Annotated in this window: 24 protein-coding genes and 1 tRNA gene; 10 read left to right on the top strand and 15 right to left on the bottom strand. The window is 58.7% G+C overall.

From position 1 onward, the window contains the following. Positions 1-40: 40 nt before the first annotated feature. Positions 41-1894, bottom strand: coding sequence for a methyl-accepting chemotaxis protein (locus G5533_RS12820; protein ID WP_441254876.1), 1854 nt, complete (start codon positions 1892-1894; stop codon positions 41-43). Positions 1895-2040: 146 nt separating this feature from the next. Between G5533_RS12820 and rraA the strand changes: the two genes are divergently transcribed. Further along, positions 2041-2526 carry a ribonuclease E activity regulator RraA gene (rraA, locus tag G5533_RS12815; RefSeq protein ID WP_005340678.1) on the top strand — a complete coding sequence of 162 codons (486 nt, stop codon included), beginning with the start codon at positions 2041-2043 and terminating at the stop codon, positions 2524-2526. A gap of 270 nt (positions 2527-2796) precedes the next feature. Here the strand turns inward: rraA and G5533_RS12810 are convergent, their stop codons facing one another. From G5533_RS12810 to G5533_RS12800, 3 genes are all read right to left on the bottom strand, one after another. Next, positions 2797-3471 (bottom strand): 7-cyano-7-deazaguanine/7-aminomethyl-7-deazaguanine transporter, encoded by a 675-nt coding sequence (locus G5533_RS12810; protein WP_005340680.1) that lies wholly within the window; start codon positions 3469-3471, stop codon positions 2797-2799. A 159-nt stretch (positions 3472-3630) separates the two neighbouring features. Continuing rightward, the gene (locus G5533_RS12805) at positions 3631-3918 is read right to left on the bottom strand and encodes a DUF3630 family protein (protein WP_441254875.1); all 288 of its coding nucleotides are present in this window, start codon (positions 3916-3918) and stop codon (positions 3631-3633) included. A gap of 10 nt (positions 3919-3928) precedes the next feature. Then, entirely contained in the window at positions 3929-5356 is a 1428-nt protein-coding gene (locus tag G5533_RS12800; protein ID WP_421255350.1) for a protein adenylyltransferase SelO, read from the bottom strand. Positions 5357-5461: 105 nt separating this feature from the next. On the opposite strand from G5533_RS12800, the gene G5533_RS12795 reads away from it, so the two are divergent. Further along, a complete protein-coding gene (locus G5533_RS12795; RefSeq protein WP_236342032.1) occupies positions 5462-5764 on the top strand; it encodes a c-type cytochrome in 303 nt (100 codons plus the stop codon). Positions 5765-5831: 67 nt separating this feature from the next. On the opposite strand, the gene recQ is transcribed toward G5533_RS12795, so the two are convergent. Further along, a complete protein-coding gene (recQ, locus tag G5533_RS12790) occupies positions 5832-7667 on the bottom strand; it encodes an ATP-dependent DNA helicase RecQ (protein ID WP_216949968.1) in 1836 nt (611 codons plus the stop codon). A 133-nt stretch (positions 7668-7800) separates the two neighbouring features. On the opposite strand from recQ, the gene G5533_RS12785 reads away from it, so the two are divergent. Then, entirely contained in the window at positions 7801-8265 is a 465-nt protein-coding gene (locus G5533_RS12785; RefSeq protein ID WP_005355465.1) for a thioesterase family protein, read from the top strand. A 124-nt stretch (positions 8266-8389) separates the two neighbouring features. Further along, on the top strand, positions 8390-8917 hold the full coding sequence (locus G5533_RS12780; RefSeq protein WP_005342628.1) for an AbiTii domain-containing protein: 528 nt from the start codon (positions 8390-8392) through the stop codon (positions 8915-8917). 208 nt (positions 8918-9125) lie between these two features. Here G5533_RS12780 and G5533_RS12775 read toward each other — a convergent pair whose 3' ends face one another. From G5533_RS12775 to G5533_RS12730, 10 genes are all read right to left on the bottom strand, one after another. After that, on the bottom strand, positions 9126-11279 hold the full coding sequence (locus tag G5533_RS12775; protein WP_421206252.1) for a nuclease-related domain-containing protein: 2154 nt from the start codon (positions 11277-11279) through the stop codon (positions 9126-9128). Positions 11280-11541: 262 nt separating this feature from the next. After that, a tRNA-Pro gene (locus G5533_RS12770) sits at positions 11542-11618 on the bottom strand. A 155-nt stretch (positions 11619-11773) separates the two neighbouring features. Continuing rightward, positions 11774-12478, bottom strand: coding sequence for an MOSC domain-containing protein (locus G5533_RS12765; protein ID WP_421252512.1), 705 nt, complete (start codon positions 12476-12478; stop codon positions 11774-11776). 49 nt (positions 12479-12527) lie between these two features. Continuing rightward, a complete protein-coding gene (locus tag G5533_RS12760) occupies positions 12528-13373 on the bottom strand; it encodes an ABC transporter permease subunit (protein ID WP_374995764.1) in 846 nt (281 codons plus the stop codon). Beyond that, on the bottom strand, positions 13370-14275 hold the full coding sequence (locus G5533_RS12755) for an ABC transporter permease subunit (protein ID WP_216952653.1): 906 nt from the start codon (positions 14273-14275) through the stop codon (positions 13370-13372). Before G5533_RS12755 ends, G5533_RS12760 begins: the two co-directional genes overlap by 4 nt. Beyond that, positions 14272-15426 (bottom strand): polyamine ABC transporter ATP-binding protein, encoded by a 1155-nt coding sequence (gene potA, locus G5533_RS12750; RefSeq protein ID WP_216952652.1) that lies wholly within the window; start codon positions 15424-15426, stop codon positions 14272-14274. The genes G5533_RS12755 and potA overlap by 4 nt, the downstream gene beginning before the upstream one ends. Before the next feature lie 78 nt (positions 15427-15504). Next, positions 15505-16590 (bottom strand): polyamine ABC transporter substrate-binding protein, encoded by a 1086-nt coding sequence (locus G5533_RS12745; protein ID WP_201937656.1) that lies wholly within the window; start codon positions 16588-16590, stop codon positions 15505-15507. Between the two features lie 114 nt (positions 16591-16704). Continuing rightward, complete coding sequence (locus G5533_RS12740; protein WP_201937706.1) at positions 16705-17802, bottom strand: extracellular solute-binding protein; 1098 nt, start codon at positions 17800-17802, stop codon at positions 16705-16707. A 54-nt stretch (positions 17803-17856) separates the two neighbouring features. Continuing rightward, complete coding sequence (locus G5533_RS12735; protein WP_216979719.1) at positions 17857-19218, bottom strand: aspartate aminotransferase family protein; 1362 nt, start codon at positions 19216-19218, stop codon at positions 17857-17859. A gap of 294 nt (positions 19219-19512) precedes the next feature. Further along, complete coding sequence (locus tag G5533_RS12730) at positions 19513-20844, bottom strand: glutamine synthetase family protein (RefSeq protein WP_005342613.1); 1332 nt, start codon at positions 20842-20844, stop codon at positions 19513-19515. A gap of 467 nt (positions 20845-21311) precedes the next feature. Here G5533_RS12730 and G5533_RS12725 point away from each other — a divergent pair, with 467 nt between their 5' ends. The 6 genes from G5533_RS12725 (at position 21312) to yegD (ending at position 26249) form a co-directional block, all read left to right on the top strand. Beyond that, complete coding sequence (locus G5533_RS12725; RefSeq protein ID WP_216952650.1) at positions 21312-21698, top strand: TraR/DksA family transcriptional regulator; 387 nt, start codon at positions 21312-21314, stop codon at positions 21696-21698. 145 nt (positions 21699-21843) lie between these two features. Further along, entirely contained in the window at positions 21844-22701 is an 858-nt protein-coding gene (locus tag G5533_RS12720) for a hypothetical protein (RefSeq protein ID WP_042081792.1), read from the top strand. Between the two features lie 62 nt (positions 22702-22763). Beyond that, the gene (locus tag G5533_RS12715; RefSeq protein ID WP_266134960.1) at positions 22764-23210 is read left to right on the top strand and encodes an Mpo1 family 2-hydroxy fatty acid dioxygenase; all 447 of its coding nucleotides are present in this window, start codon (positions 22764-22766) and stop codon (positions 23208-23210) included. A gap of 26 nt (positions 23211-23236) precedes the next feature. Continuing rightward, positions 23237-23731 (top strand): CreA family protein, encoded by a 495-nt coding sequence (locus G5533_RS12710; RefSeq protein ID WP_005355485.1) that lies wholly within the window; start codon positions 23237-23239, stop codon positions 23729-23731. Positions 23732-23805: 74 nt separating this feature from the next. Further along, positions 23806-24795 carry a 2-hydroxyacid dehydrogenase gene (locus tag G5533_RS12705; RefSeq protein WP_064341035.1) on the top strand — a complete coding sequence of 330 codons (990 nt, stop codon included), beginning with the start codon at positions 23806-23808 and terminating at the stop codon, positions 24793-24795. Between the two features lie 92 nt (positions 24796-24887). Beyond that, positions 24888-26249 (top strand): molecular chaperone, encoded by a 1362-nt coding sequence (yegD, locus tag G5533_RS12700; RefSeq protein WP_441254874.1) that lies wholly within the window; start codon positions 24888-24890, stop codon positions 26247-26249. The last annotated feature ends 88 nt before the right edge of the window (positions 26250-26337 follow it).

Genomic DNA, 26337 nt, shown 5'->3' with positions numbered 1-26337 from the left:
ACTCTGGTGCAAAAACCTCACAAGGATGCCAGTCTGCTCACTAAACCCGATATTTTGCCACCGCCTTGTTGAGCAGCTGGGCCTGCTCGTTGAGGCCCTCGCTGGATCTCGCATTTTCCTCCGCCATGATGCTCGACTCCTGGGCGATGTCGCGGATGTTGTTGACGTTGCGGTTCACCTCGTTGGCCACCAGACTCTGCTGTTCGATGGCGGCGGCAATCTGGGTGCTCATATCCATGATGTGGGTAACATCCTGAGTGATCTGCCCCAGCAACTCCCCTGCGGTACTGGCCTGATCCGAGCTGCGGTTGCCCTGCTCGCGGCAGGTCGCCATCACCTCGACGATGCTGCCGGTCTGTTTCTGTAGGGAGCTGATGATGCCGGCGATCTCCTGGGTCGATTTCTGGGTACGGATGGCCAGATTGCGCACCTCATCGGCCACCACCGCAAAACCACGTCCCTGATCCCCTGCCCTGGCTGCTTCGATGGCTGCGTTGAGGGCCAGCAGGTTGGTCTGCTCGGCAATGCCGCGGATCACGTCGAGCACGGAGCCGATGGTCTCGCTCTCTTTTTGCAGCTGGCTCACCTCGCGAGATGAGCTCTCCAGATTGCCCGCCAGCGAGCGGATCTGCTCGACAGTATTCTCGACCGCAGCCCGCCCCTCCATCGCCTTGTTGTTGGTCGCCTGTGCATTGTTGGCCGCCTGCTCGGTGTTGCGGGCGATCTCTTCGATGGTGGAGCCCATCTCGGTGGACGCGGTCGCCACCATATCGGTCTCCTGCAGCTGGCGCGCCGCCCCTTCACTGGTGCGTTTGACGTTGGCCGAGAGGTGATCCGCCGCTTCGGTCAGGGTGTGCACGCTATGCTTCACATCGCCAATCAGGTTACGAAACCCGCCCAGCATCACGTCGAGATTGCCTGCCAGCTGGGCCATTTCATCTGCCCCGCGCAGATCTATCTTCAGGCGCAGGTCATTATCCTTACGAATGCGGTTGACGGTATCATTCACCTGAGTAATGGGACGGTCGATGCTGCGCCCCAGCAACACGCTCATGATGCCGATCAGCACCACAATCACCCCGCCACAGACCAGCATCAGGCTGTTGAGGCGAGCGCTCTGCCGCTCCAGTTCAGCGACAATGTGCTGATCTACAGCAGCAAATCCCTGTTCGGTCTGATGCACCAGATCCCGCATCTGGTTGCGCAGCCCCTCATCCTCTTTCAGCCCCAGTACCTGCATCCCCTGCACCAGCGCCACAAAGTCCTGCCGGTACTGCTTGCTGGCCTGCTCCAGCTTCCCGCGATCCGCCTCCGGCAAAGTGGCAAGACTATCCTGAAAACTCTTGTGCAAGGTTTCGAAACGCTCCAGATACTGGATATCGGAGCGCAGCATGAAGTCTTTCTCCGCCCGTCTCAGCTGCAACATGGTGATGAGCAGCCCCTGCTGATCCAGCTGCTTGAGCCCATTCTCCACCTCATGCACCGCCGCCCGCAGCTTGCCATAGAGCCCCTCCTCCGGCCCCAGACCAATCTTCTGCTGCTGAGCCACCAGATCGTTGAAGGCTTTGCCATAACCGCTGATCTGCTGATCCAGTCTGGTCAGCTCCCCCTCGACGGCAGCCAGATTGTCATCGGTCACCAGCTCCCGATTGTGCTGGTGAAAGTCTGACAACCCCTGATTGAAGCGCTCGACGAAGGTCATATCCTTACGGATCAGAAAATCCTTCTCGGCCCGCCGCAGGTTGAGCATGGCGATCTCCAGCTGGTCGATATTGCGCTGGGCTTTGGTCAGGTGACGGTGCACCTGGCTGGAGTAGATAAACAGGCCGCTCAGTACCAGCATGGCAACGGCAACCAGCACGGTATTCAGGATCAACTTATGACGGATAAGCACGATGGACCTCTCGCAAACTGGCAGTGAACTGCATTGAGCTTATGCAGAAAAGCGGCGACAGGTGATCTGTGCAAGGAATATTCATTGAAATGCCACACCCACTCCTTATACTGGTTGCACCTGTTTCCAGCCGTGGATTTGACACTATGGAATACAATACTTCTGAACTGTGCGACATCTATCAGGACATGGTGGATGTGCTTGAACCCATGCTCTGCTCCTTCGGCGGCCGCGCCTCTTTCGGCGGCGTCATCACCACCGTCAAATGCTTCGAATCGAATGGTCTTATCCGTGAACTCGTCAAAGAGAATGGGCTGGGACGCGTCTTGCTGATCGATGGCGGTGGCTCCATGCGCCGAGCTCTGATCGACAGCGACATCGCCACCACGGCGGCCGAGAACGATTGGGAAGGGATTGTCTGCTACGGCTGCGTCCGCGAAGTCGATATTCTGGAAGATCTGGACATCGGCATTCAGGCACTGGCAGCCATTCCGGTCGGTGCCGACAGCAAGGATGTAGGGGAGACCGATCTGCCGGTCAACTTCGGTGGCGTGACCTTCCTGCCTGACGACCACCTCTACGCCGATACCACAGGGGTGATCCTCTCCCCCGAGGCTCTCGATATCGAGTAAGCCACAGACAGCGTGACGACGGGAGCCTTGGCTCCCGTTTTTTATGCCTGCAACTTGCTGAAAAATGACAAAAAAAGAGGGCCAGATAAACTGGCCCTTAACTGGAAGCAATGTGAGCAATGTCGTGCCTTCACAAGAAGTCCATCACGTTGGAACGAATGAAGTCTTTCCCGGAAAACAAGTTAACAATAATCATTCTCATTTAACTAGGCAAGCGCTATTTGCAGAAAGTGCAAAAAAATTGACCACCGCGAAGGGTGGTCAATCTCGTCAGGCTTGCCGGGTGGCCGTTTGCAGGCTGGATAATCCGGCCTCGCCCACCAGCTTGCGGCTGAGGTAGCGCAGCAAGACACCGTAGAGCGGCACGAACAAACCAAGGCTTATCAGCAACTTGAATACGTAATCGACGGTTGCGATCTCGACCCAGTGCTCTGCCATGAAAGGATCTGTGGTGCGCCAGAAGGCCACACTGAAGAAAGCGATGGTATCAACCAGATTACCGAACAGGGTGGAGGCCGCAGGTGCAATCCACCACTGCTTGAGCAGACGCAGGCGGTTGAACACCACCACATCCATGAACTGCCCCACCAGATAGGCCATAAAGCTGGCCAGCGCGATACGCGCCACGAACAGGTTGAACTCGGCCAGATGACCAACGCCCTGGAAGCTCCCTTCAAAGAAGAGTACGGAGAGCGCATAGGAGACCGCCAGTGCTGGCAACATCACGGTCTGGATAATCTTGCGCGCCAGACCGGCACCGAAGATCCGCACTGTCAGGTCGGTCGCCAGGAAGATAAACGGGAAGCTGAACGCCCCCCAGGTGGTATGGAAGCCAAACACGGTGATCGGCAGCTGCACCAGATAGTTGCTGCTGGCAATGATCAGAATGTGGAACAACGACAGGCGAACGAGCGCCGTTTGGTACTGCGCAGGGGTCAGATTCATCTTGTGACCTTTTTGGTTAATGGGGTTAGGGAACCCATATCGCCACCATTGGCGATAATCGAGGGGCGAGATTATACGCCCCAAAACCGATAGTTCAATCTTTATGCGATTAGGCTCACCCAAGTTGGCCAGCGGCAAAGTTGGCCTGGCAGGCGATAATCACTCCTTGTGCTGTCTGGCGAGCCAGAGCAGCGCCTCCCGATCCGCCGGGCACACCGCCTCCAGCCAGCAGCCGCTGTAGTGTTCGTACTCCAGCCGAAACTGGCTCCCTTCAAACTCCAGCAACCAGCTATGGCGGTCAGCCCCCGCATCCTGCTCGAGCGGCTGCAGCTCCCACTCTCGCAGCAAGACCTGCGCCAACAGCGGAAACGTGTCCCAGTCGAGTGCTGGGCAATCCAGCGTCACCACGCCAGCTTCGCTATCTACCTGTTTGATTTGCCAACTCATTCCGTGTCTCTCAGCTACTGCAGGAGAGCTCACCACCGCAATACCATGCCGGAGTCGGGGTGGCGAGATCCTCATATTCGGGTTGTTCATCAAAGGGACGGTGCAAGGCGGCGAACAGCCGCTCGAACGGCCGCATATCCCCTGTGTCGGCGGCGTCGATCACCTGCTGGGCCAGCGTATTGCGCAGCACATACTTGGGGTTGATGGCATCCATCTGCACCTTGCGCACGGCATCCTCGCTGCCTTCGCGCATTAGCCGCGCCCGATAGCGCTCCAGCCACGCCTGCCAACCCAGTGGTTCAGGCAACAGGGCCAGCAGAGATGCAGGCCACGACCCCTCTTGCGTCACCTCACCGAGACGGCGAAGGAACAGGTGGTAATCCACCTCGTGGGCCGCCAGCAACCGGAACAGCTCGCGGAACAGCGCCGGGTCATCCTCCTCCCACACCGCCAGTCCGAGCTTGGCCCGCATCAACTCGGAGTAGTGCAACATCAGCTGCTGCTCGTACTGGGCCAACGCTGCAGCCAGCGCATCACCGTTTACATGGCCAGCCAGCGCCTGCGCCAGTTTTTGCAGATTCCAATAACCGACCGCGGGCTGCTGATCCAGTGCGTAACGACCCGCCGGATCCGAGTGATTGCAGACAAAATCGGGCACGTAGGCATCGATAAAGCCGTAGGGGCCATAATCCAGCGTCAGGCCGAGCAGCGACATGTTGTCGGTATTCATTACCCCGTGACAGAAGCCCGCAGCCTGCCATTTGGCAATCAACCGCGCGGTGCGGCGCACTACCTCGGCAAACAGTTCGGCACCACTCTCCAGTTCGGGGAAGTGGTGGCGCAGCAGATAGTCGATGAGTGGCGGGATCTTCTCCCCCTGCCCGCTCCAGGCGAAATACTCGATATGGCCGAAGCGCAGATGGCTGGGGGCGGTGCGCAGCACGGTCGCCCCGGTCTCAACCTGCTCGCGATAAACGGGCTCCTGACTCCCCACCAATACCAGCGCCCGGGTGGTCGGGATGCCGAGGGCATGGAGCGCCTCGGAGGCGAGATATTCTCGGATGCTGGAGCGCAGCACGGCGCGACCGTCACCAAAACGGGAAAACGGCGTCTTTCCTGCCCCCTTCAGGTGCAGATCCCAGCGCTGGCCATCCGGCGCCTGCTGCTCACCCAATAGCAGCGCGCGGCCATCCCCAAGCCGGGGGCTATAACCCCCGAACTGATGGCCGGCATAGACCTGCGCTACCGGCTGCATACCGGGCAGCACTTTTCCCTCGCCACAACAGGCGATCCAGTCAGCCTCACTGACGCCTCCCAGCCCCAACTCATCCAGTAAAGCCCGGTTGAGATGAAGCAACCGGGGTTGCTGCAGCGGCTGGGGGACCACGGGTTCACAGGCCCAAGGCAACTCGGTCGCAAAAGTGTTGATCAACTTCATGGTTGTGCCATTCGTCCCTGCGTATGCTCGTGTCACTCTTTATACTGCCGTCAGCCATGCTTGCGCTCACTGGCAACCATCATTTTTCAATTCAAGGAGAAGAAGATGCAAAAATGGGTATATGCCATGCCCTTGCTGGCACTGGCGTGGGGTCATCAGGCCAAGGCTGCCGATATTGAAGCCGGCAAAGCCAAAGCGGCGGTCTGTGCCGCCTGTCACGGCGTGGAAGGCAAGGCGATGATCCCCAACTATCCCCATCTGGCGGGTCAGAATGCCGCCTATCTGGTGAAACAGTTGAAAGCGTTCAAGGATGGCACTCGCAAAGAGCCCTTGATGGACCCCTTCATGGCGCCGCTGACCGATGCGGATATCGACAATCTGGCGGCCTTCTACGCCAGCCTGAAATAACCTCGCGTCTAACCCTTGGTTCTTCCGAGCCGCGCTTACCGTGGTCGATTAGGCTGCCTAATCGACCCTACCGCCGGCAGTAGTCGATGATCAGATCCATAAAGGCTTCGCCGAAGCGCTCCAACTTGCGGTGACCGACGCCGTTGATGGCCAGCATCTCGTCTTCGGTCATCGGCATCAGCTGAGCCATCTCCACCAGGGTCGCATCGTTGAACACCACGTAGGGCGGCACCTCCTCATCCTCGGCAATCTGCTTGCGCAGGCCGCGCAGCTCCTTGAACAACCGCTTGTCATAGTTGGCATTGTCGAGCAGACCGTTGCGCTTCTCCTTGCGGCTGGAGATAGGCTGCAGGCGGGGTACCGCCAGTTCCAGCTTCACCTCGCCACGCAGCACGGGGCGAGCCGCTTCGGTCAGCTGCAGCACCAGATTGCGGGTGATGTTCTGGGTCAGCAGCCCCTTGTGGATCAGCTGGCGGATCACGCTCATCCAGTATTCGTGGCTCTGATCCTTGCCGATACCGTAGGTCGAGAGCTTGTCGTGGCCATGATCCTTGATGCGCTGGTTCAGCGACCCGCGCAGCACCTCCACCACATAACCCACCCCGAAATTCTGCCCCACCCGCCAGACGCAGGAGAGCGCCTTCTGGGCATCTTCGGTGCCGTCATAACTTTTGGGCGGATCGAGGCAGATATCGCAGTTGCCGCACGGCTTGTCGTTGTACTCGCCGAAGTAGTTGAGCAGCACCTGACGGCGGCAGGTCTGCGCCTCGGCAAAAGCGGCCATCACGTTGAGCTTGTACTGCTCCACCTGCAGCTGCTGCGGGTTCTCGATGTTGTCGAGCAGGCGGCGCACCCGACCGATGTCGGCAGGATCGTAGAGCAGCAGCGCCTCGGCGGGAGTGCCATCGCGCCCGGCGCGACCGGTCTCCTGATAGTAGGATTCGATGTTCTTCGGAATGTCGTAGTGCACCACGAAGCGTACGTTGGGCTTGTCGATACCCATACCGAACGCCACCGTCGCCACCACTATCTCGATGTCATCCTTGAGGAAGGCATCCTGGGTCTGCTGGCGCAGCTCGAGCGGCAGCCCCGCATGATAGGGCGCCGCCTTGCAGCCGTGGCGGGATAACCGCTCGGCCACCTCCTCCACCCGGTTGCGACTGGAGCAGTAGACGATGCCGCAGTTGCCCTTCTGGCTCTGCACGTAGCGCAGCAGCTGCTCAGCCGCCTTGAACTTCTCCACCAGGCTGTAGCGGATATTGGGACGATCGAAGCTGGCGGTGTGGATGAAGGGATCGTTCAGCTCTAGGCGGTGCAGCATGTCGCTGCGGGTCGCCTCGTCGGCGGTGGCGGTAAGCGCTACCACCGGCACCTGCGGGAACCACTGCTTGAGTCGCCCCAGTGCCGCATACTCAGGCCGGAAATCGTGGCCCCACTGGGAGACACAGTGCGCCTCGTCGATGGCGAACAGCCCGAGCGGCAGCTCGGCCAGCCGATCCATAAACTCGTGCTGCAGCAAGCGCTCGGGGGAGACATAGACCAACTTGATCTCGCCGCGGCGCATGGCGGCGAAGTTCTGGATCATCTCCTCCCGACTGAGGGCCGAGTTGATGTAGACCGCCGCTACGCCGTTGGCGCGCAGGCTGTCGACCTGATCCTTCATCAGCGAAATAAGGGGAGAGACCACCACACCGAGCCCGGGCCGCAGCAGTGCCGGGATCTGGTAGCAGAGCGACTTGCCGCCACCGGTGGGCTTGAGCACCAGCGCATCGCGCCCCGCGACGATCTGCTCGATGATCTCGAGCTGACCCGGCCGAAACTGCTGATAGCCGAAGACTGCCTGCAGCAGGGCAAGCGGACTCTCTGGCTGAGGATCTGGCAGGGTTTCGGCAATCGCGGTCATGGGCTCTCCTTTGGGGTCGCCATTCTAAAGCAGCCGCCGCCCACAATAAACCTGCCATTGCGACTGTTAATGAACTGTTGCAGACTGGCTGGAGTTTTTACTCGGCTTTGATGACAAGGATTGGGATCAGAGAATGAAACAGATGCTCAAGAAGATGGCGCTCAGTGGCATTGCCAACCTGTTTGCCGAGAAGATGCCCTTCAACAAGCTGATTGGCATGCAGGTGACCCACTACGACTTCGACAAGGTGGAGCTGCGCATCAAGATGGATGAGAAGCTGATCGGCAACCCTTTCCACAACATCCTGCATGGCGGCGTCACCGCCACGCTGCTGGATGTGGCAGGCGGTATGATCGTCGCCGCCTCCTGCATCGACGAGCTGGAGGAGTTCTCCCCCAGCTATCTCAAGGAGCGCTTCGCCCGCCTCGGCACCATAGATCTGCGGGTGGATTACCTGCGCCCAGGGCGCGGCAACGAGTTTATCGCCACCGCCCACATCATCCGGGCTGGCAGCAAGGTGGCCGTCGCCCGGATGGAGCTGCACAACGAAGAGGGCACCCACATCGCCTTCGGCACCGGTACCTATCTGGTGGGTTGAACCAAGTTAGTGCATAAAAACCACGCGGCTAATCCACTTTTAATCATTAGATTCCTTACCCCCTCTAGCCGAACAAGGTCCATACTGAGAGTCGGGATTGTGTGCAGAGGGAGGATTGCAGGCGATGAGTGCGAAACTGGCCATCAAACCATCCAGAGCCTTGTTGACACAGCTCGAGTCCATGCTCGACGAGGTGCAGACACCCGAGTGTCGCCACTGGTTGGAACAGGAGCTTGAGGGGTATTCTCTCTCCTCACCCCTGCCTTGGTATCGCATCGTTCCCTGTCGGCAACGCGGTCACTTTCTGGATCTGAAAACGGGAAAATATTTGACCTGTCATATCAACAGTCAAACGCTATGCCAACGCGATCTGGCCCAAATTCAGTTCATTTATGCCCGTGAACCCGCCGCCCACTATTTGCTGCAACGCAATTCCGGTATTGAACCCTGGCCAGAACAGCTGCTGGAAGATTATCAGGAGCAGTTGATCCCCGGCCATTTATGCCTGCAAGCCTGGCATGAGCCCGTGATGTCACTACGTGAACAACTGATGGAGGGAATCGAACATTTCATTTGTGAGTACCCCAAGCACGCGGCCTTGCAACCTCAACACAGCTTGAAGGCTTTGCGGCATCAGCACTGGCATATCTGAAAACGCCTAGCGCGCAAGGAGGGCACCATAGACAAGACCCATAGCGAGATTGCCACAATCTAGAGTGCCGGAGTCAGGATCAGACTCCACCGATGGGCCACCGAGCGGTGGCCCTTTTAATGCCCACGGCTACTGCTTTATTGCCAAGCAGATAGCCATAATGTGGCGCCCCACACCTCATGAATCCCGCAAACCTACTTGTCACGTTCTACAGCACATCACGCCAGACCCCATCGGACTCGATCAACCTAACAAGAGCTTGTGCACTGAATCCGTCGGCATACAGTGTCTCTTCCTCATTCCCAACCTCAGCATCGCCCATCTGTTCAAACGCGCGCAGATAATGCGGTTCATCGCGCAAAGCGATCTCCATGATCTCGCGGGAGACGACGTGAAAACCATCGATGACCTCACCATCAAATTCAATCGAAGTATCTACAACCCAAGCATGCAAAGCTGGCAGAGGATTGAAATCACTCAGCAATAGAGCTGAACGCAACCCTTGGTCATTTTGCAGGGCTTGAAGCACAACCGGTTGCTTGCGCTTTAACTGCCTTGCCGCCTTGCGCAGGGTATTGGTTCGATGCAGCCAGACTTCATGACGAGTTGAACGGATGAAGCCCGACTTGACCTCCAGCAGCAACACTACCCCATCCAAGTGACAGATCAGGTCCACTTCACCAGCATCACGCTCATCACTCAATGGTGGTTGGTAGCCCACGACAACGCGAAACCCCCTCTGCCTTAGTGCTTCGGCAAGGGTATGTTCAATACGTTCCGTTTCGCTGCGCAAAGCAGGCCTGCGTTGCTCAACACGTCGCAGGTTATTCACCGCAGCGGTCAGATTGTTCTGTTGACCGGCAACCCAGGGGAACTGAAAGCTGTAGCAGCCAATCTTGTAGAACGGCCGCTCGTACAGACGTGGAAATGGCATGTTAGGTGTCAGCCTCATCTGCACGGACAGTGCCTGCAGGTCACTGGTCCAGAACTTCAGGATGGCCTCGGCCGCTTCGGGGTCGCCCTTGGGATGTTCGGGGCTGACGGTCCAACCACAGATACGACGGATCTTATCTTTCGGTTCCGACCAAGTGATGGGAAAGCGATTCTCGCCTTGTACAAGCCCTTCCAAAGCTAATTGACCAAGTGCTTTTGCTGCTACACCGGAGTCGCCCATATAGCGAAGAAAAGGCTGAAGAAACGCCTGCTCAAAAAACACTGTCGTCAGCTCACTGGCTAATATCGCGTGGTGCAGGATTACCTCCGCTCCGTCGTTCAGTCTGACGCGCTCACCCAGGCCGAATATCGTCTGCAGGTAAAGCTGACTGCGGATGGTTTTTATGTAAGCTAGCTGATTCGATTCGTGGTTTTCCGGTCTCCCGATGATTTTGCCAGCCATATCCGAAGCTGCGAATTGGTCAATTGCACGGTACATCCAGTAGTGCCAAAGCAACTTGCTTTTGCGCCCGGTACGCTGCCAGCGCTGTGAGCCCGTATCTGTTTTGTTGAATATGACCGGTTGTCCCGGTTTGAGCTGGTAACCACAATCATGGTCAAAACAGAACCAATTGATGGAATTCTCGTAGTCGATTCGCTCACGCATGGCGACAGTAAGCAAGGCGACCGATCCGAGGTTGGCAACATTCTCTCGCCCCAAACCTGACTGTGGAAACAGGATTGGCGACAAATGACGCTTAATAGAGCGGCCAATAGCTTCCTCTGTCAGCTGAAAATCACACTCAGAGCAATTCGACAGCTTGCGCGCTATTAACCGATCATAGACATCCCAATCTTCCGCAGAACTGTCCTTACCCTGAGAGGCGCCAAGTTGCCCATATGCGATCACGCTCAAATAGGAAAGCAGCTCTAGTAACGAAAGCGACTTCAGGTGGGTCTCAGCCAGTGCAATTGCTTCGTCGAATGGTTCAAGTTGCTCAAGTAGACGATCACAGACGCCGAAAAATTCGTACCAATCTCCGCTACCGAGATTGTCTCGGAGATGCCGCCAGAGCGGTGAATCGCTGCGTGTAAACAGCTTCGAGTAACGAATCGCCCAACGCAATACATCTGGATGACGAGCGGCCAGATGATCCAGCAGCGCAGTGCTAATAGCATCCTCAGAATGCAAAATACGTCCCAGTGCCAAGCTTGCCAGTTGAGCACCGTCCAAGTTGGCGGGCTCCCACCAGAAGGTCGCGGCAGCCAGTCCAGCAGCACGATTGCGCGCGGTATATTTGCCGCTCGGGCGTTGATCTAGAAAGTCGTGAAGGCACTCATCAAGTGCGGCGAATGGGGCAAGCTGCTGAGCATATCCAGCAAAGAGAGTCTGGTAAAATTCCTGGCATTGCCGTTCCTGGCCTTGCATATCTGGTCATCCTTTTCCTGCAGTCGAACCTTGATATTCAAAGAGATTAAAATCAGCTGTTCATTTAAGGCCCACAACGAGTCTGGCAATCTGTATGGAAGGAAATAGTTAACACGTTTCCAAGAAGGGGGAAACAACTGATGAGGAGTCAATAGCTAGCAATTGCAGATGTAGTAAACAGGGCAGGAAATCAAAATGCCCCACAGAACTGGAAGGCCAGAAATGCACAAGGGCCTAGCCGAAGCTAAGCCCTTTTTGAATTTGGTCGGTGTGAGAGGATTCGAACCTCCGACCCCTTCGTCCCGAACGAAGTGCGCTACCAAGCTGCGCTACACACCGATGTCTGCGGGACGGGAATTTACCGAAAGCCCAGACCCGACACAAGTCTTTTTTGCATTTGCCAGGAAAAAAAGTGCCATTTGCTCAACTATTCAGCACTCTTTTCATCTGTTTACCGGGCTGCAGCCAGCTGGTGACATTCCGGAAACCGGCAATCAGGCCAGGCGCAGGGATGCCGGTCCCAGCAGACGGCGCTGCCAGTCAGCCACAGTGCCATGCTCCAGCCAGTCGGCTGCATGCTGGCGCCAGTTGGGGGAGAGGGCCAGATTCTCCAGCAACATCAGCAGATCCGCCTCGTTGCGCACCTGATTGAACAGGATATCCGCCGTGCGCTTCACCGTCAGTTCGGGATAGGGTCTGTCTACCAGCTCCATGGCCGACTCCGGCGACACAATCCCCTCCTCCAGCACCCGCAGCAGCCAGCCACAACGGCCATTCAGTTGCATCACCTGCGACATCTGGCCATAGCCAAAGCGCTGGTTGAGCTTGAAACAGGGGGATCTCGGCTGGCTGATCTGGATCAGCGCCTCACCGAGCCGATAGACATCGCCGATGCAGGCTTGCGCCTCGGTCAGCCCGAGACCGGAGAGGTTCTCGCCAAAGGCGGCAGGTTGCCAGGCTGTACGTGGCGCAGGCAAGCCCAGCGCGGTTTGCCAGGTCTGCCACCAGAGATAGTGATCGGCCGGATAGTAGTGGAGCGCCCGATCCGGGCCACCGTGGTGGCGCAGGTCACACTGCTCATCCCCTTCCAGACCGGCAAAGGTACAGCGAACTGGTGCAGAGATCGGTTGCTTGTGAATGGCGCTGGTGAGGCCGGGCACCAGCTCGGTGCCACGACCACTGAAAAAGGAGATCCGCATACTCATCCTCCGGATTGACGAGAGTAGGCGGATCTTATCATCTGACGAGTCAGGCGACTGCCTGCATCTGGTTGCTCATGGCGATCTCGGCGCGACGGCGCTTCTCCGCCTTGGCCATCAGATACCAGCTGCCGAAGGTAAAGAGCGATACCGACAGCAGGATCAGGCTGGCTACCGCGTTGATCTCGGGTTTCACCCCGAGCCGTACCGCCGAGAAGACCTCCATCGGCAAGGTAGTGGAGCCCGGGCCGGAGACGAAGCTAGCCAGCACCAGATCATCCAGCGACAGGGCGAACGACATCATGCCGCCTGCTGCCAGCGAGGGGGCGATCATCGGGATGGTGATCAGGAAGAACACCTTCCACGGCTTGGCGCCAAGATCCATGGCCGCCTCCTCTATGGAGAGATCCAGCTCCCGCAACCGCGCCGACACAACGATGGCTACGTAGGCGGTACAGAAGGTAGTGTGCGCGATCCAGATGGTCAACATGCCCCGCTCGGCGGGCCATCCCACCAGCTGGGCCATCGCCACGAACAGCAGCAGCAGCGACAGACCGGTGATCACCTCGGGCATCACCAGCGGTGCCGTCACCATGCCACCGAACAGGGTTCGACCACGGAAGTGGGGAATTCGGGTCAGCACGAATGCCGCCACCGTCCCCAGCGCCACCGCGGCGATCGCGGTGTAGAAAGCGATCTCCAGCGAGCGGAACACGGATCCAATCAGCTGCTTGTTGTCGAGCAGGCCGAAGTACCACTTGAGCGACCAACCGCCCCACACCGTCACCAGCTTGGAGGCGTTGAAGGAGTAGATCACCATGATGATCATGGGCAGGTAGATAAACAGCAGCCCAAGCCAGAGCATCAGCTTGGCAAAACCGAAACGTCTCATCATGCCTTGCCCTCCAGCTCTTTGGCCTGGTTACGGTTGAAGAGGATGATCGGAATGATCAGCACCGCCAGCATCACCACCGCCAGTGCAGAGGCGACCGGCCAGTCGCGGTTGTTGAAGAACTCCTGCCATAGCACCTTACCGATCATCAGGGTCTCCGGGCCGCCCAGCATTTCCGGAATAACGAACTCCCCCACCACCGGAATAAACACCAGCATGCAGCCGGCAATAATGCCGTTTTTGGAGAGCGGCACAGTGATCTGCCAGAAACGGGTCAGGTTGCGGGCCCCTAGGTCGGAGGCCGCCTCCAGCAGGCTCTGATCGTGTTTGACCAGATTGGCGTAAAGCGGCAGCACCATGAAGGGCAGATAGGAGTAAACGATGCCGATATAGACCGCCAGGTTGGTATTGAGGATCTGCAGCGGTTCGTCAATCAGCCCGATCCCCAGCAAGACGCTGTTGAGCAGGCCGTTGTTACTGAGGATCCCCATCCACGCATAGACCCGGATCAGAATGGCGGTCCAGGTCGGCATCATGATCAGCAACAGCAGAACGGTCTGGGTCTCCTTGTTGGCCCGAGCGATGGAGTAGGCCATCGGATAGCCAATCAACAGGCAGAGCAGGGTGCTGACGAAGGCCATCTTGAGGGAGCCCAGATAGGCTGCGATATAGAGCTCATCCTCCTGCAGCAGCAGGTAGTTCCCCATATTGAGCAGGATGGTGAGCTGATTGTCGGCCCAGCTCACCACGTCGGTGTAGGGCGGGATCGCCACATCCGCTTCCGCAAAACTGATCTTTACCACTATGACAAAGGGCAGCAGGAAGAAGAGGAACAGCCAGAAGAAGGGGATGCCGATCACCAGCCGGCGCCCTCCGCCCCGCTTCAGTCGTTGCAAGATCTTCATGATTGCAGCACCACGCCGCTGTCATCTTCCCAGTAGAGGAACACCTGGTCATCCCAGGTTGGCCGCTTGCCGTGGCGTTCGGCATTGGCGATGAAAGCCTGAACGATTTTGCCCGAGGGCAGCTGGATGTGGTACACCGAGTGTCCGCCCAGATAAGCGATGTCATAGACCTCGCCCTTGGTCCAGTTGAAGTCCGGATGCTCGATTTCGGCCGGCTTTTGCAGGCTCATCAGCAGCTTCTCCGGCCGCAGGGCGTAGGTCACCTTCTTGTTCTCGGCACGGGAGCTGATCCCGTGGCCCACATAGATGGGCTGCTCCAGATCGGCACAGGCGATGATGGCGTGGTCCTGCTCATCCTCCACCAGCAGGCCGTCGAACAGGTTGACGTTGCCGATGAACTCGCACACCAGCCGACTGGCCGGGGTTTCGTAGATATCCATCGGGCTACCGATCTGCTCGATACAACCGTGATGCATGATGGCGATCCGCTCCGCCATGGTCATGGCCTCTTCTTGATCGTGGGTCACCATGACACAGGTAACCCCGACCCGCTCGATGATCTCCACCAGCTCCAGCTGCATCTTGGAGCGCAGCTTCTTGTCGAGCGCCCCCATCGGCTCATCAAGCAGCAGCAACTTGGGACGTTTCGCCAGCGAACGGGCCAGCGCTACCCGCTGGCGCTGGCCACCGGAGAGCTGGTGCGGCTTGCGACGGGCATACTGGGTCATCTGTACCAGCTTGAGCATCTCTTCGACACGGGCGTCGATCTCGGCCTTGGGCAGGCCATCCTGCTTGAGACCGAAAGCAATATTCTGTGCCACCGTCATATGGGGAAACAGGGCGTAGGACTGGAACATCATGTTGATGGGGCGTTCATAGGGGGGCATATCGGTGATATCCACCCCGTCGAGGAACAGACGCCCTTCGGTCGGGCGCTCGAACCCGGCCAGCATCCGCAGCAAGGTCGATTTACCGGAACCGGATCCTCCCAGCAGGGCGAAGATCTCCCCCTTGTGAATATTCAGGGAAACATTATCGACCGCCAGGGTTTCATCGAACTGCTTGCTAACCCTGTCTATTTTTACCAGCACTTCTTTGCGTTGCTGGCTGCCCTCAAGGGCTTTCTTGTAGGCACTGGAGGCTATCGCCATTACCAAACTCCCTAACGTGATACTGGCCTCACGGCCAATCCATAAAAGCGATTTGGCGCCCCAGAGCGGGCACCAAGGTCAGGTACCGGACTTGATCTTGCTCCAACTCCGGGTGATTTGACGCTGTACCGCGCGGGAATGTGCCTCCTGCACATAGAGCCGCTCCAGCACAGCCTGAGGCGGATAAACCCCCTCATCATTGCGCACCGTCTCATCCATGAACTCGCCAGCCTTGGCATTGGGGTTCGCATAGCCCACATAATTGCTGACCTTGGCGATCACCTCGGGCTGCAGAACATAGTTGATGAGAGCATGTGCCTCTTTGACATTGGTGGCATCAGACGGGATCGCCATCATGTCGAACCAGAGATTGCCCCCCTCTTTAGGAATGCTGTAGGCAATCTTCACCCCCTTGCCGGCCTCGTCGGCACGGGCTGCCGCCTGCAAGATGTCGCCGGAAAAGCCCGCTGCCACACAGATATCGCCGTTGGCGAGATCACCTATGTATTTGGAGGAGTGGAAGTAGGCCACATAGGGGCGCACCTTGAGCAACTGCGCCTCGGCGCGCTTGATATCGGCCGCGTCCTGGCTGTTGGGGTTCAGTCCAAGGTAGTTGAGGGCAGCCGGGATCATCTCGTCTGCCGAGTCGAGGAAGGCGACGCCGCAACGGGAGAGCTTCTCCATGTTTTCCGGCTCGAAGATGGCCGCCCAGGAGTCGATCTTGTCGACCCCCAGCACCGCCTTGATTTTGTCGACGTTGTAGCCGATGCCGTTGGTTCCCCACAGATAGGGCACCGCGTACTGATGGCCCGGATCCACCTTCTCGAGCTGCTTGAGCAGCACGGGATCCAGGTTGGCCAGATTGGGCAGCAAGCTCTTGTCCAGCTTCTGGAAAGCCCCCGCCTTGATCTGCTTGGAGAGGAAATTATTTGAGGGCACCACCAGATCGTAACCGGTCCGTCCGGTCAGCAACTTGCCTTCCAGGGTTTCGTTGGAGTCAAATACGTCATAGACGGTCTTGATCCCGGTCTCCTGCTGGAAATCGCTGAGGGTGGTCTCGCCGATATAGTCAGACCAGTTGTAGAAATGGAGCACAGGGGCTGCCTGGACTGCATTCGCCAATCCCATGGTCAGCGCTATGGTTAGCAATCTGGTTGTATTCACGGTGTCAGTTCTCCTGTTCAGTGGTTGACCGTCTGCGCATCCATTCGCGCGGCCCATCCGGATGGATGGCATCACTACCCTCCCGGCCGAACTGCGGACCGGGAGGGGTATTCGTTACTTACCGGACTTGATCTTGGTCCAGCTGCGGGTCATCAGACGCTGCACCTTGGCCGGCAGATCTGGGAAGGTGTAGATCTTCTGCAAGGTTGCAGAGTCCGGATAAACCCCCGGATCGGTACGGATCGCCTCGTCAACCAGCGGGGTCGCAGCCTTGTTGCCGTTAGGCGCCTGCACCTGATTGGTGATGTTGGCGATCACGTCGGGCTTCATCAGATAGTTGATGAAGGTGTGGGCCGCCTCGACGTTCTTGGCATCCGCCGGGATGGCGATCATGTCAAAGAAGCTGCCTGCCCCCTCTTTCGGAATGGTGTAGGTAAGTGCCACGCCATTTTTGGCTTCCGCCGCCCGCGCCTTGGACTGCTGCAAATCCATGGAGTAACCGACAGCAACACACAAGTTGCCGTTGGCCAGATCCGAGATGTACTTGGAGGAGTGGAAATAGGCGGTATAGGGACGAATGGAGAGGAACAGCTCCTCGGCCTTCTTCAGCTCGTCCGGCTTCTGGCTATCCGGTTTGAAGCCCAGATATTGCAGGGCGGCCGGTAACATTTCGGTCGGCGAGTCGAGGAAGGAGACGCCGCACTCCTTCAGCTTGGCCATGTTCTCCGGCTTGAACACCAGATCCCAGGAGTTGAGCGGCGCATCGGCCCCCAGTACGGCCTTCACCTTCTCGGCATTGTAGGCATAACCGATGGTGCCCCACAGATAGGGGATGGAGTACTGGTTGCCCGGATCGCTCGGGTCGAGCGCCTTGAGCAGGTCGGTATCCATATTTTGCCAGTTGGAGAGCTTGGACTTGTCCAGCTTCTGGAACACGCCAGCCCTGATCTGTTTGGCCAGGAAGGGGTTGGACGGCACCACGATGTCGTAGCCGGATTTACCAGCCAGCAACTTGGCTTCCAGTACCTCGTTGCTGTCAAACACGTCATAAACCACCTTGATGCCCGTCTCCTTCTGGAAGTTTTCCAGGGTATCCGGGGCGATATAGTCGCTCCAGTTGTAGACGTGCAACACCTTCTCTTCAGCCATTGCTCCGGCACTTGCCATGACCAGAGCCACAGAGGCAGCGATCACTCCCGTTTTGAAAGACATCATCCTTGTCTCCTAAGCAAATTGTATGCGCATGCCAACCTGCCCGGCCGCACCTCAACCCTTCAGCTTGGCGGCTGTCAGATCCAGACTGAGCCTGGCTAGCTTGACCAATTCATCAACCTGTTCCTCGGTGATCACCAAGGGGGGCGATATGATCATGGTATCGCCTACCGCCCTCATCACCAAGCCATTGTTAAAACAGAATTCCCGGCAAGTCATCCCGGCATTGGCATGGGCCGGGAAACGCCGGTTGGTCTGCTTGTCCTGGACGATTTCCAGGGCTGCGACCAGCCCGCGGCCACGGGTTTCACCCACCAGCGGGTGGTCAGCCAGCTCTGCCCAGCGGCGCTGCAAATAGGGGCCGATGGTATCATGCACTCGCTTAACTATGCTCTCCTTTTGCATAAGCTGGATATTGGCCACCGCCACCGCGCAAGAGACCGGATGGCCCGAGTAGGTGAAGCCGTGGTTGAACTCGCCCCCCTCTTCCACCAGCCCCTTGGCAACCCGGTCACTCACCATCACAGCGCCGAGCGGCAGATAACCGGAGGTAATCCCCTTGGCCAGACACATCAGATCCGGCTTGATGCCAAACCCTTCGCTGGCAAACCAGTGGCCGGTACGGCCAAAGCCGCAGATCACCTCGTCGGCTATCAGCAAAATGCCGTAGTGATCGCAGATGCGCTGGATCTCCGGCCAGTAGCTGTCAGGCGGAATGATGACACCGCCCGCCCCCTGGATCGGCTCGCCGATAAAGGCGGCCACCTTCTCCACCCCCAGCTCCAGAATCTTCTGCTCCAGCTGACGGGCCCGCTCCAGCCCGAACTCGTGGGCACTCATCCCCTGCCCCTCACCGAAGTGATAAGGCTGGTCGATGTGCACTATGCCGGGAATGGGCAGACCACCCTGGGCATGCATCCCTTTCATGCCACCCAGACTCGCCCCCGCCACGGTGGAGCCGTGATAGGCGTTGTGGCGGCTGATGATCACCTGTTTTTCCGGTTGCCCTTTGCTGGCCCAGTAGTGGCGCACCATCCGCAGCACGGTGTCGTTGCACTCGGAGCCGGAGCCGGTAAAGAAGACATGGTTGAGATGGGATGGCGTCACTTCGGCCAGCAAGGTGGCCAGCTCGATCACCGGCGGGTGCGCGGTCTGGAAGAAGAGGTTGTAGTAGGGCAACTGCTGCATCTGACGGGTGGCAGCATCCACCAGCTCCTGCCGACCATAGCCCATATTGACGCACCAAAGCCCCGCCATGCCGTCCAGAATGCGCTTGCCTTCGGAGTCTTCCAGATAGACGCCACTGGCTTTGGTGATGATACGGCTGCCCTTCTTGTTCAGAGCCTGAAAGTCGGTAAAGGGGTGCAGGTGGTGGCTGGCATCCTGCTGCTGCCACTCACGGGTAGTCTGTTGCATTGTTAGCTCCTCGGTTCCTTCGATTTAGCTGGTTCTGTTCGTCAATCATCAGGAGGGCTGCCACTCCCGCAATCACTGCCACTTTCGCGTGGACTGCGGCACGGCCTGCTCCTCACATCCTTCAATTCGAGCCAAAAACTGTTATCAACCATGCAACCAGAGCGGTGGCGAGCCAACTTCCGCTCACAACCATCCGCAGGCGGAGGCACTCCTCCATCCCGTATTACCGGTTACAGGCAGGGGAGGCAGCCTGCCTCCCCGATTCGGACGATGCGTGGCCGGCACGCATCCGGGTCAGACGTTCAGCAGCAGGAACTCTCGCTCCCAGCGGCTGATCACCCCGAAGTAGGTCTCGTACTCTTTGCGTTTGACCGCGACAAAGGCGCGTGTGAAGCGCTCCCCCAACATCTCCTTGATCGGCTCGCACTGTTCGAGATGGCTGAGCGCCTCCTCCAGCGAGCGGGGCAGACTGTAGGGCAGGTCGTAGGCGCTGGATTTCATCTCCTGCATGGGCTCCAGCTTCTCCATCATGCCGAGATAGCCGCACGCCAGGGTGGCGGCCAGCGCCAGATAGGGGTTGGCATCGGCACCGGCGAAGCGGTTCTCCACCCGGCGGGCACTGGGGTCGGAGAAGGGTACCCGCAGACCACAGGTGCGGTTCTCGACACCCCACTGGACGTTGCGTGGCGCGCTCTCACCGAAGGTGAGGCGGCGGTAGGAGTTGACGTTGGGAGCCAGCAGGGCTGTCACCGCCGGGGTGTACTTCTGCAGACCTGCGATGAAATGCATGAAGAGTTCGGAGTTGCCGCCATCCGGGGTACCGAACAGATTTCGACCGTTCATATCCTCCAGACTCTGGTGGATGTGCATGGCGGAGCCCGGCTCGTTGCTCATCGGCTTGGCCATAAAGGTGGCGTAGATGCCGTGGCGATGGGCCGCCTCACGCATGGTGCGCTTGAAAAGGAACACCTGATCCGCCAGATCGATGGCATCCCCGTGCAGGAAGTTGATCTCCATCTGGGCAGCACCGGACTCGTGGATCAGGGTATCCACCTCCAGCTCCTGCGCTTCGCAGTAGTCATACATGTCTTCGAAGATGGGATCGAACTCGTTGACCGCATCGATACTGAAGGACTGGCGAGCGGTCTCCGGACGGCCGTTGCGCCCTACCGGCGGCATCAGTGGATAGTCGGGGTCTTCGTTGCGGGTGACCAGATAGAACTCCAGCTCGGGCGCCACCACCGGCTTCCAGCCCTGAGCCTCGTAAAATGACAGAACCCGACGCAGTACGGAGCGAGGTGCAATGTCGATCAGCTTGCCGTTGACGTCGTAACAGTCATGGATAACCTGAGCGGTAGGTTCCAGCGCCCAAGGGACGAAACGGATGGTGTTGGGGTCAGGATAGAGCTGCATGTCCCGCTCCAGCGGATCGATCATGCTGTCGTCATCCGGATATTCGCCGGTCACTGTCTGGGTGAAGATCACCTCGGGCAGACGCATGCCCCCTTCTCGCAAAAACTTGTTGGCTGGGATGATCTTGCCCCGGGCGTTGCCGGTGAAATCAGGGAAGAGACACTCCACTTCCGTGATGCGATTGCTCTCCATCCAGCCCTTGATACTGTCCATGTTAAACCCCGACTCTACGGTTGCCATTGGCAAGGGTGTCTAATATATGGAACACCCTTGTTATCAAATTGTAATCAACACCACCATAAAAGCCCGCTATCAGGGGTAATGTCAAGCAGTGGTGTTTAAAAAACTATAAATAACGGCGCATATAATGACCAAGTCGGCACCAAATACTAAACACTCGTGGCCTCGCCTCTCCCCAGTGCAAAGCCGGTGCCAACCGGCCAAAACCAGATGTCAGATCCCGTCAGATCAGCCGCTAAAGGGGCCATTTTTTTGCAAAGGCGCACAATCCCTGTCCTATTTGCTTTGCTTGGCTGCTTTTTTTTGGTACAAGGCCCGCCCTGATTTGCACTCTCTTGCATGAAAACGGTGCAAATCAGACGAGAAGGGCTTGGTCTGCAGGCAGACAGCCCCCATAAACAGGGATAATTGGGTTAGTAAACTGACTGGTAGTAAATCGTATGTGTGATTTCATGACTGAAGACCAACTGGCCTTTTACAAGGGGCAGATCGAGCGGCAGATCGCCGAGCTCGAAGAGCGCCTGAACTCCCAGGCCAGCCAGGCCATCGCCACCGACACCAACGAGATGGCCGATGAAATTGACCGTGCCAGTATCGAGGAAGCCCGCCGTCTGGAGCTGAACCGCATCGAGCACGACAAGCTGCACCTGCGCAAGCTGAGGGGCGCATTGAAGCGAATGAACGATGGAGATTTCGGTTACTGTGAATCTTGTGGTGACGAGATCTCTCTCAAGCGGCTGCAAGCTCGTCCAGAGTCCCGTTTCTGCGTCGAATGCCAGAGCACCAAGGAATTTAACGATACCCACGTGTTCCGCCGCGTCGCCTGATTCTTCGAAGAACCGTCACCATTCAGGTGCAACAGACGCCAGCAAGGCTGGGCCCGCGCTCAACCTTGCACAACGCCTCGCAGCAAGATGGTGACAAGTTCTGTTAGACTCCGGACACCTTCCGGAATCTACAGGAGAACAGAGAGTGAAATGGCTCATCAAGCTGTGTTTGTGCCTGCCACTGCTGGCACAAGCACAGGTTCTGACGGTCAAGGTCCCCAGCCGTCCCGTCAACAATCTTGACCAAGAGTACCAGTACAAGCTGCTGGAACTGGCCCTGACCCGCTCCGGGCAACCCTTTCGCATCCAGCCTGTCGAACTCGACCTCAACCAGTTCACCCTCCAGCAGCAGCTGAGCAAGGGCAAGACCATCAACGTCTTCTGGATGGGCACCTCCAGCGCACTCGAATCCTCCCTGATTGCCGTCCCCATTCCGCTGTTTCGCGGGCTGGAAGGATTGCGGTTGTCGTTCATCCACGCGGACGCTCAGGAGAAGTTCAACCAGATCAATACCCTGGCCGACCTCAAACAGCTTAAGGCGGCGCAAGGGGTCGGTTGGGCCGATAACAAAATTCTGGAAAATGCGGGCATCCCGACCTTCTCCGGCCGATACAGCAGCCTGTTTCGCCTTATCAACGACGGCGACAAGATCGACTTCTTCCCGCGCGCCCTGGTGGAGATCTTCGCCGAGCGCAGCGAGCTGGTGGCGCAGTATCCCAACCTCGCTATCGAGCAGCATCTGCTGATCCGCTACCCCTTCGCCCAGTTCTTCTTCGTCAGCCCCGAATACCCCAAGCTGGCCAAGGCGATTCAGACCGGGCTGGAGCGGGCCTATGCCGATGGCAGCTTTATGAAGTTCTTCAATGACAACCCCAAGATCCGCGAAGCGCTCGCCAGCGCCAACCTCGATCAGCGGGTCACCATCGCCCTGCCCAATCCGGATATGACCCCGTTGCTAAAATCCATTCCGGCCCAATATTGGGAGTATCCACCGCAGGGATAAGCATCGCGAGCGCCTGACCACGAAGGTCAGGCAGCGAGAACACAGTGCGCCAGGGAGGTGCTATGAAGGGAATCCAGGAGTGGTTTGCGCAGTACGGCCAGAGCCATCGCCATCCGACAAACGTCGCCATCCACAAACTGGCGGTGCCGGGCATCTATCTCTGCTCGCTGGCGCTGCTCTGGTGTCTGCCACACGGGCCCTTGCCAGAGCCCCTCAACTGGGCGGCAGTGGCAGCCATTCCGGTGCTGCTGTTCTATTTGCAGCTGTCGTTTTCGCTGTTCGCGGGGATGGCCGGGCTAACCGCGCTCGGGCTGGCCTTCTGCCACCAATGGCAGGGGCCGCTGTTGTGGCCCGCCGTGACAGCGTTCGTGCTGCTCTGGATAGCCCAGTTTGTCGGCCACAAGATCGAGGGCAAGCGCCCCTCCTTCCTCGCCGACCTGCAATTTCTGCTGATAGGCCCCGCCTGGGTGCTTGCCAGCCTCTATCGTCGCCTGGGCATTCCCTATTGAGGAGTGCCGGGCCAACAGGAGAGACCATGACACATAACCACACGCGACATAACGCCCTGCGCCGCGCCCTGCCCCTGCTGCTGGGGGCCCTGTTTGCCGGCCCGGCGCTGGCCGACAAGGCCGACCCGGTCGGTGAAGTGAGCACAGCCTTCAAGCTGTTTGGCCCCAACCACAAGATCCTGGTGGAGGCATTCGACGACCCGCGCATCGACGGTGTCGCCTGCTATCTGGCGCGCCCCAAGACAGGTGGCGTCAAAGGTGGGCTGGGACTGGCGGAAGATCCCTCCCACGCCTCCCTGTCGTGCCACCAGATCGGCCCCATCACCCTGCCCGAAAAGCTGAAAGCGGGGGAAGAGGTGTTCGATGTCAGCACTTCGCTGGTGTTCAAGGAGCAGAAAGTGGTGCGTTTTTACGACAAGAAACGCAATGCACTGGTTTACCTGACCTACAGCACCAAACTGGTGGATGGTTCGTACAAAAGTGCAGTCAGCGCCGTTCCCATCATGCCGTGGGGACAATAACCAGCCGGTTTGTCCGGTGATAGCTGACCCATTTTGTTGTAATTTGACGACACACACGCTGCGGAGCACATACCATGAAAGTCGCCGTATTCAGTACCAAGAGCTATGACAAAGAGCATTTCAACCAGGCCAACAGCCAGTACGGCTTCGACCTAGAGTTTTTCGATGTGCGGCTGGAGGCCAAAACGGCCCGACTGGCTCACGGCTTCCCAGTGGTGTGTCTGTTCGTCAATGACGATGCCGACCGCGAGGTATTGACCGAACTGGCTGCCAACGGCACCCAGGTGATCGCCCTGCGCTGCGCCGGTTACAACAACGTGGACCTGGCCGCGGCCAAAGAGCTGGGGCTGAAAGTGGTGCGGGTGCCCGCCTACTCCCCCGAGGCGACCGCAGAACACGCGGTCGGCATGATGATGTGCCTCAACCGCCGCATCCACAAAGCCTATCAGCGCACCCGCGACGCCAACTTCTCGCTGGAGGGGCTGGTCGGCTTCAACATGCATGGCAAGACCGTTGGCGTCATCGGCACCGGCAAGATCGGTCTGGCCGCCCTGCGCATCCTCAAGGGCTTCGGGGTTCGCCTGCTGGTCAACGATCCTTACCAGAATCCGGCAGCCATCGAGCTGGGTGCCGAGTACGTGGATCTCGATACCCTGTTCCGCCAATCCGACATCATCAGCCTGCACTGCCCGCTGTTCAAAGAGAACTACCACCTGTTGAACAAGGAGGCGTTCGCCAAGATGAAGGACGGGGTGATGATCATCAACACCAGCCGTGGCGGTCTGCTCGACTCCAACGCCGCCATCGAGGCGCTCAAGACCTCCCGTATCGGCGCACTGGGGCTGGACGTCTACGAGGAGGAAGAGGATCTCTTCTTCTCCGACAAGTCCAACGAGGTGATCACCGATGACGTGTTCCGCCGTCTGTCCGCCTGCCACAACGTGCTGTTCACCGGCCATCAGGCGTTCCTGACCCGCGAGGCGCTGCACGCCATCGCCGATACCACCCTCGGCAATATCCGCGCCATCGAGATCCAGGGCCGCTGCGACAACGAAGTGGAATAAGGGCTCGCCCTCTCTTCGTCACGCGCCGGGTTGTGAGACCCGGCGCCTTCGGGTAGGCTAGCCCCCCTTTTTTATTCAGGAGTCTGGCGCCCATGTTTATCGGATTTGATTACGGCACCTCCAACTGTGCCGTGGCCGTGATGGAACAAGGTAGCCCCAGGCTGCTGAATCTTGGCGCATCCCGCTATCTCCCTTCCACCCTGCATGCGCCCCACCGGGATGCTATCGCCGGTCTGCTGGCCGAAGGGCTGGCACCCGCCCAGCAGGCGGAGTACCTCAAGCTACGTGGCCCCGTGGTCACCCGCGCCCAGACGGTTCGCCGCCAGATGCGGGAAGAGGGGCTGATCGACGAGCTGAGCTTTGGCGGTGCCGCGCTGGAGCGCTATCTGGAAGAGCCGGACGACGGCTACTACATCAAATCGCCGAAATCCTTTCTCGGCGCCTATGGCCTCAAGGCCCCCCAGATCGCCCTGTTTGAAGACATCGTCTGCGCCATGATGCTCCACGTCCGTCAGCAGGCGGAACAGCAGCTCGGCGCCCCGATCCGCCAGGCGGTGATCGGTCGCCCGGTCAACTTCCAGGGCCTGGCGGGGGAAGAGAGCAACCAGCAAGCTATCGCTATCCTGACCGAGGCGGCCCGTCTGGCCGGTTTCGTGCAGGTGGAGTTCCTCTATGAGCCGGTGGCCGCCGGGTTTGAATTCGAGGCGCGCCTCACCGAAGACGCCGTGGTACTGGTAGTAGATATCGGCGGCGGTACCACCGACTGCTCCATGCTGCGGATGGGCCCCAGCTACCGCGATCAGCTGGATCGCAGCGGCGATCTGCTCGGCCACAGCGGCCAGCGGATCGGCGGCAACGACTTCGATATCCGCCTGACGGTGGAGGGGATGATGCCGCTGCTCGGCATGCACGAGACCCTCAAGACCGGCAAGCCGCTGCCCCACCCGCTGTTCTGGGATGCGGCCGCCATCAACGACGTCAGCGCCCAGAGCCGCTTCTACAGCCTCGACACCGCCCGCCAGCTGCAGGATCTGCAGCTCGACAGCCAGCCCGGCAGCAAGCTGGGGCGTCTGGCCAGCCTGCGGGCCCACAAGCTGAGCCACCAGCTGGTGTGGCGTGCCGAGCAGGGCAAGATCGCCCTCTCGGAGCAGGAACTCAATCGCCAGTCGCTGGCCGAGCTGGAAAAAGGGCTGGAAGCGGAACTGACCCGCGAACAGCTGGCCAACGCCTCGGCCCTGCTGCTGGAGAAGATTGGCGAGCTGATGGACGAAGCGATTGCCGCCGCCGGTGTGCAGCCGGATCGCATCTTCGTCACCGGCGGTAGCGCCCGCTCGCCGCTGATCGCCAGCTTTATCCGCCAGAAGCTCCCCTCCATCCCGCTTGAGGGTGGCGATGACTTCGGCTCGGTGGCTGCCGGTCTTGCCCGTTATGCCGAGCGGCTGTTCGCCAACTGAGCCCTGAGATAGCGTAAATCGATGGCAACATAACCAAGGTGTTGCTATTAAGCGACAGTCTCGCGGGACAAGGGGCGACAGAAGCGGT

It is taken from the genome of Aeromonas sp. A600620 (genome assembly GCF_029479985.1).
In the GTDB taxonomy this organism is placed as follows: domain Bacteria; phylum Pseudomonadota; class Gammaproteobacteria; order Enterobacterales; family Aeromonadaceae; genus Aeromonas; species Aeromonas veronii_A.
The sequence above is the reverse complement of the archived record's forward strand: the minus strand, read 5'-3'. Positions and strand labels throughout refer to the sequence as shown.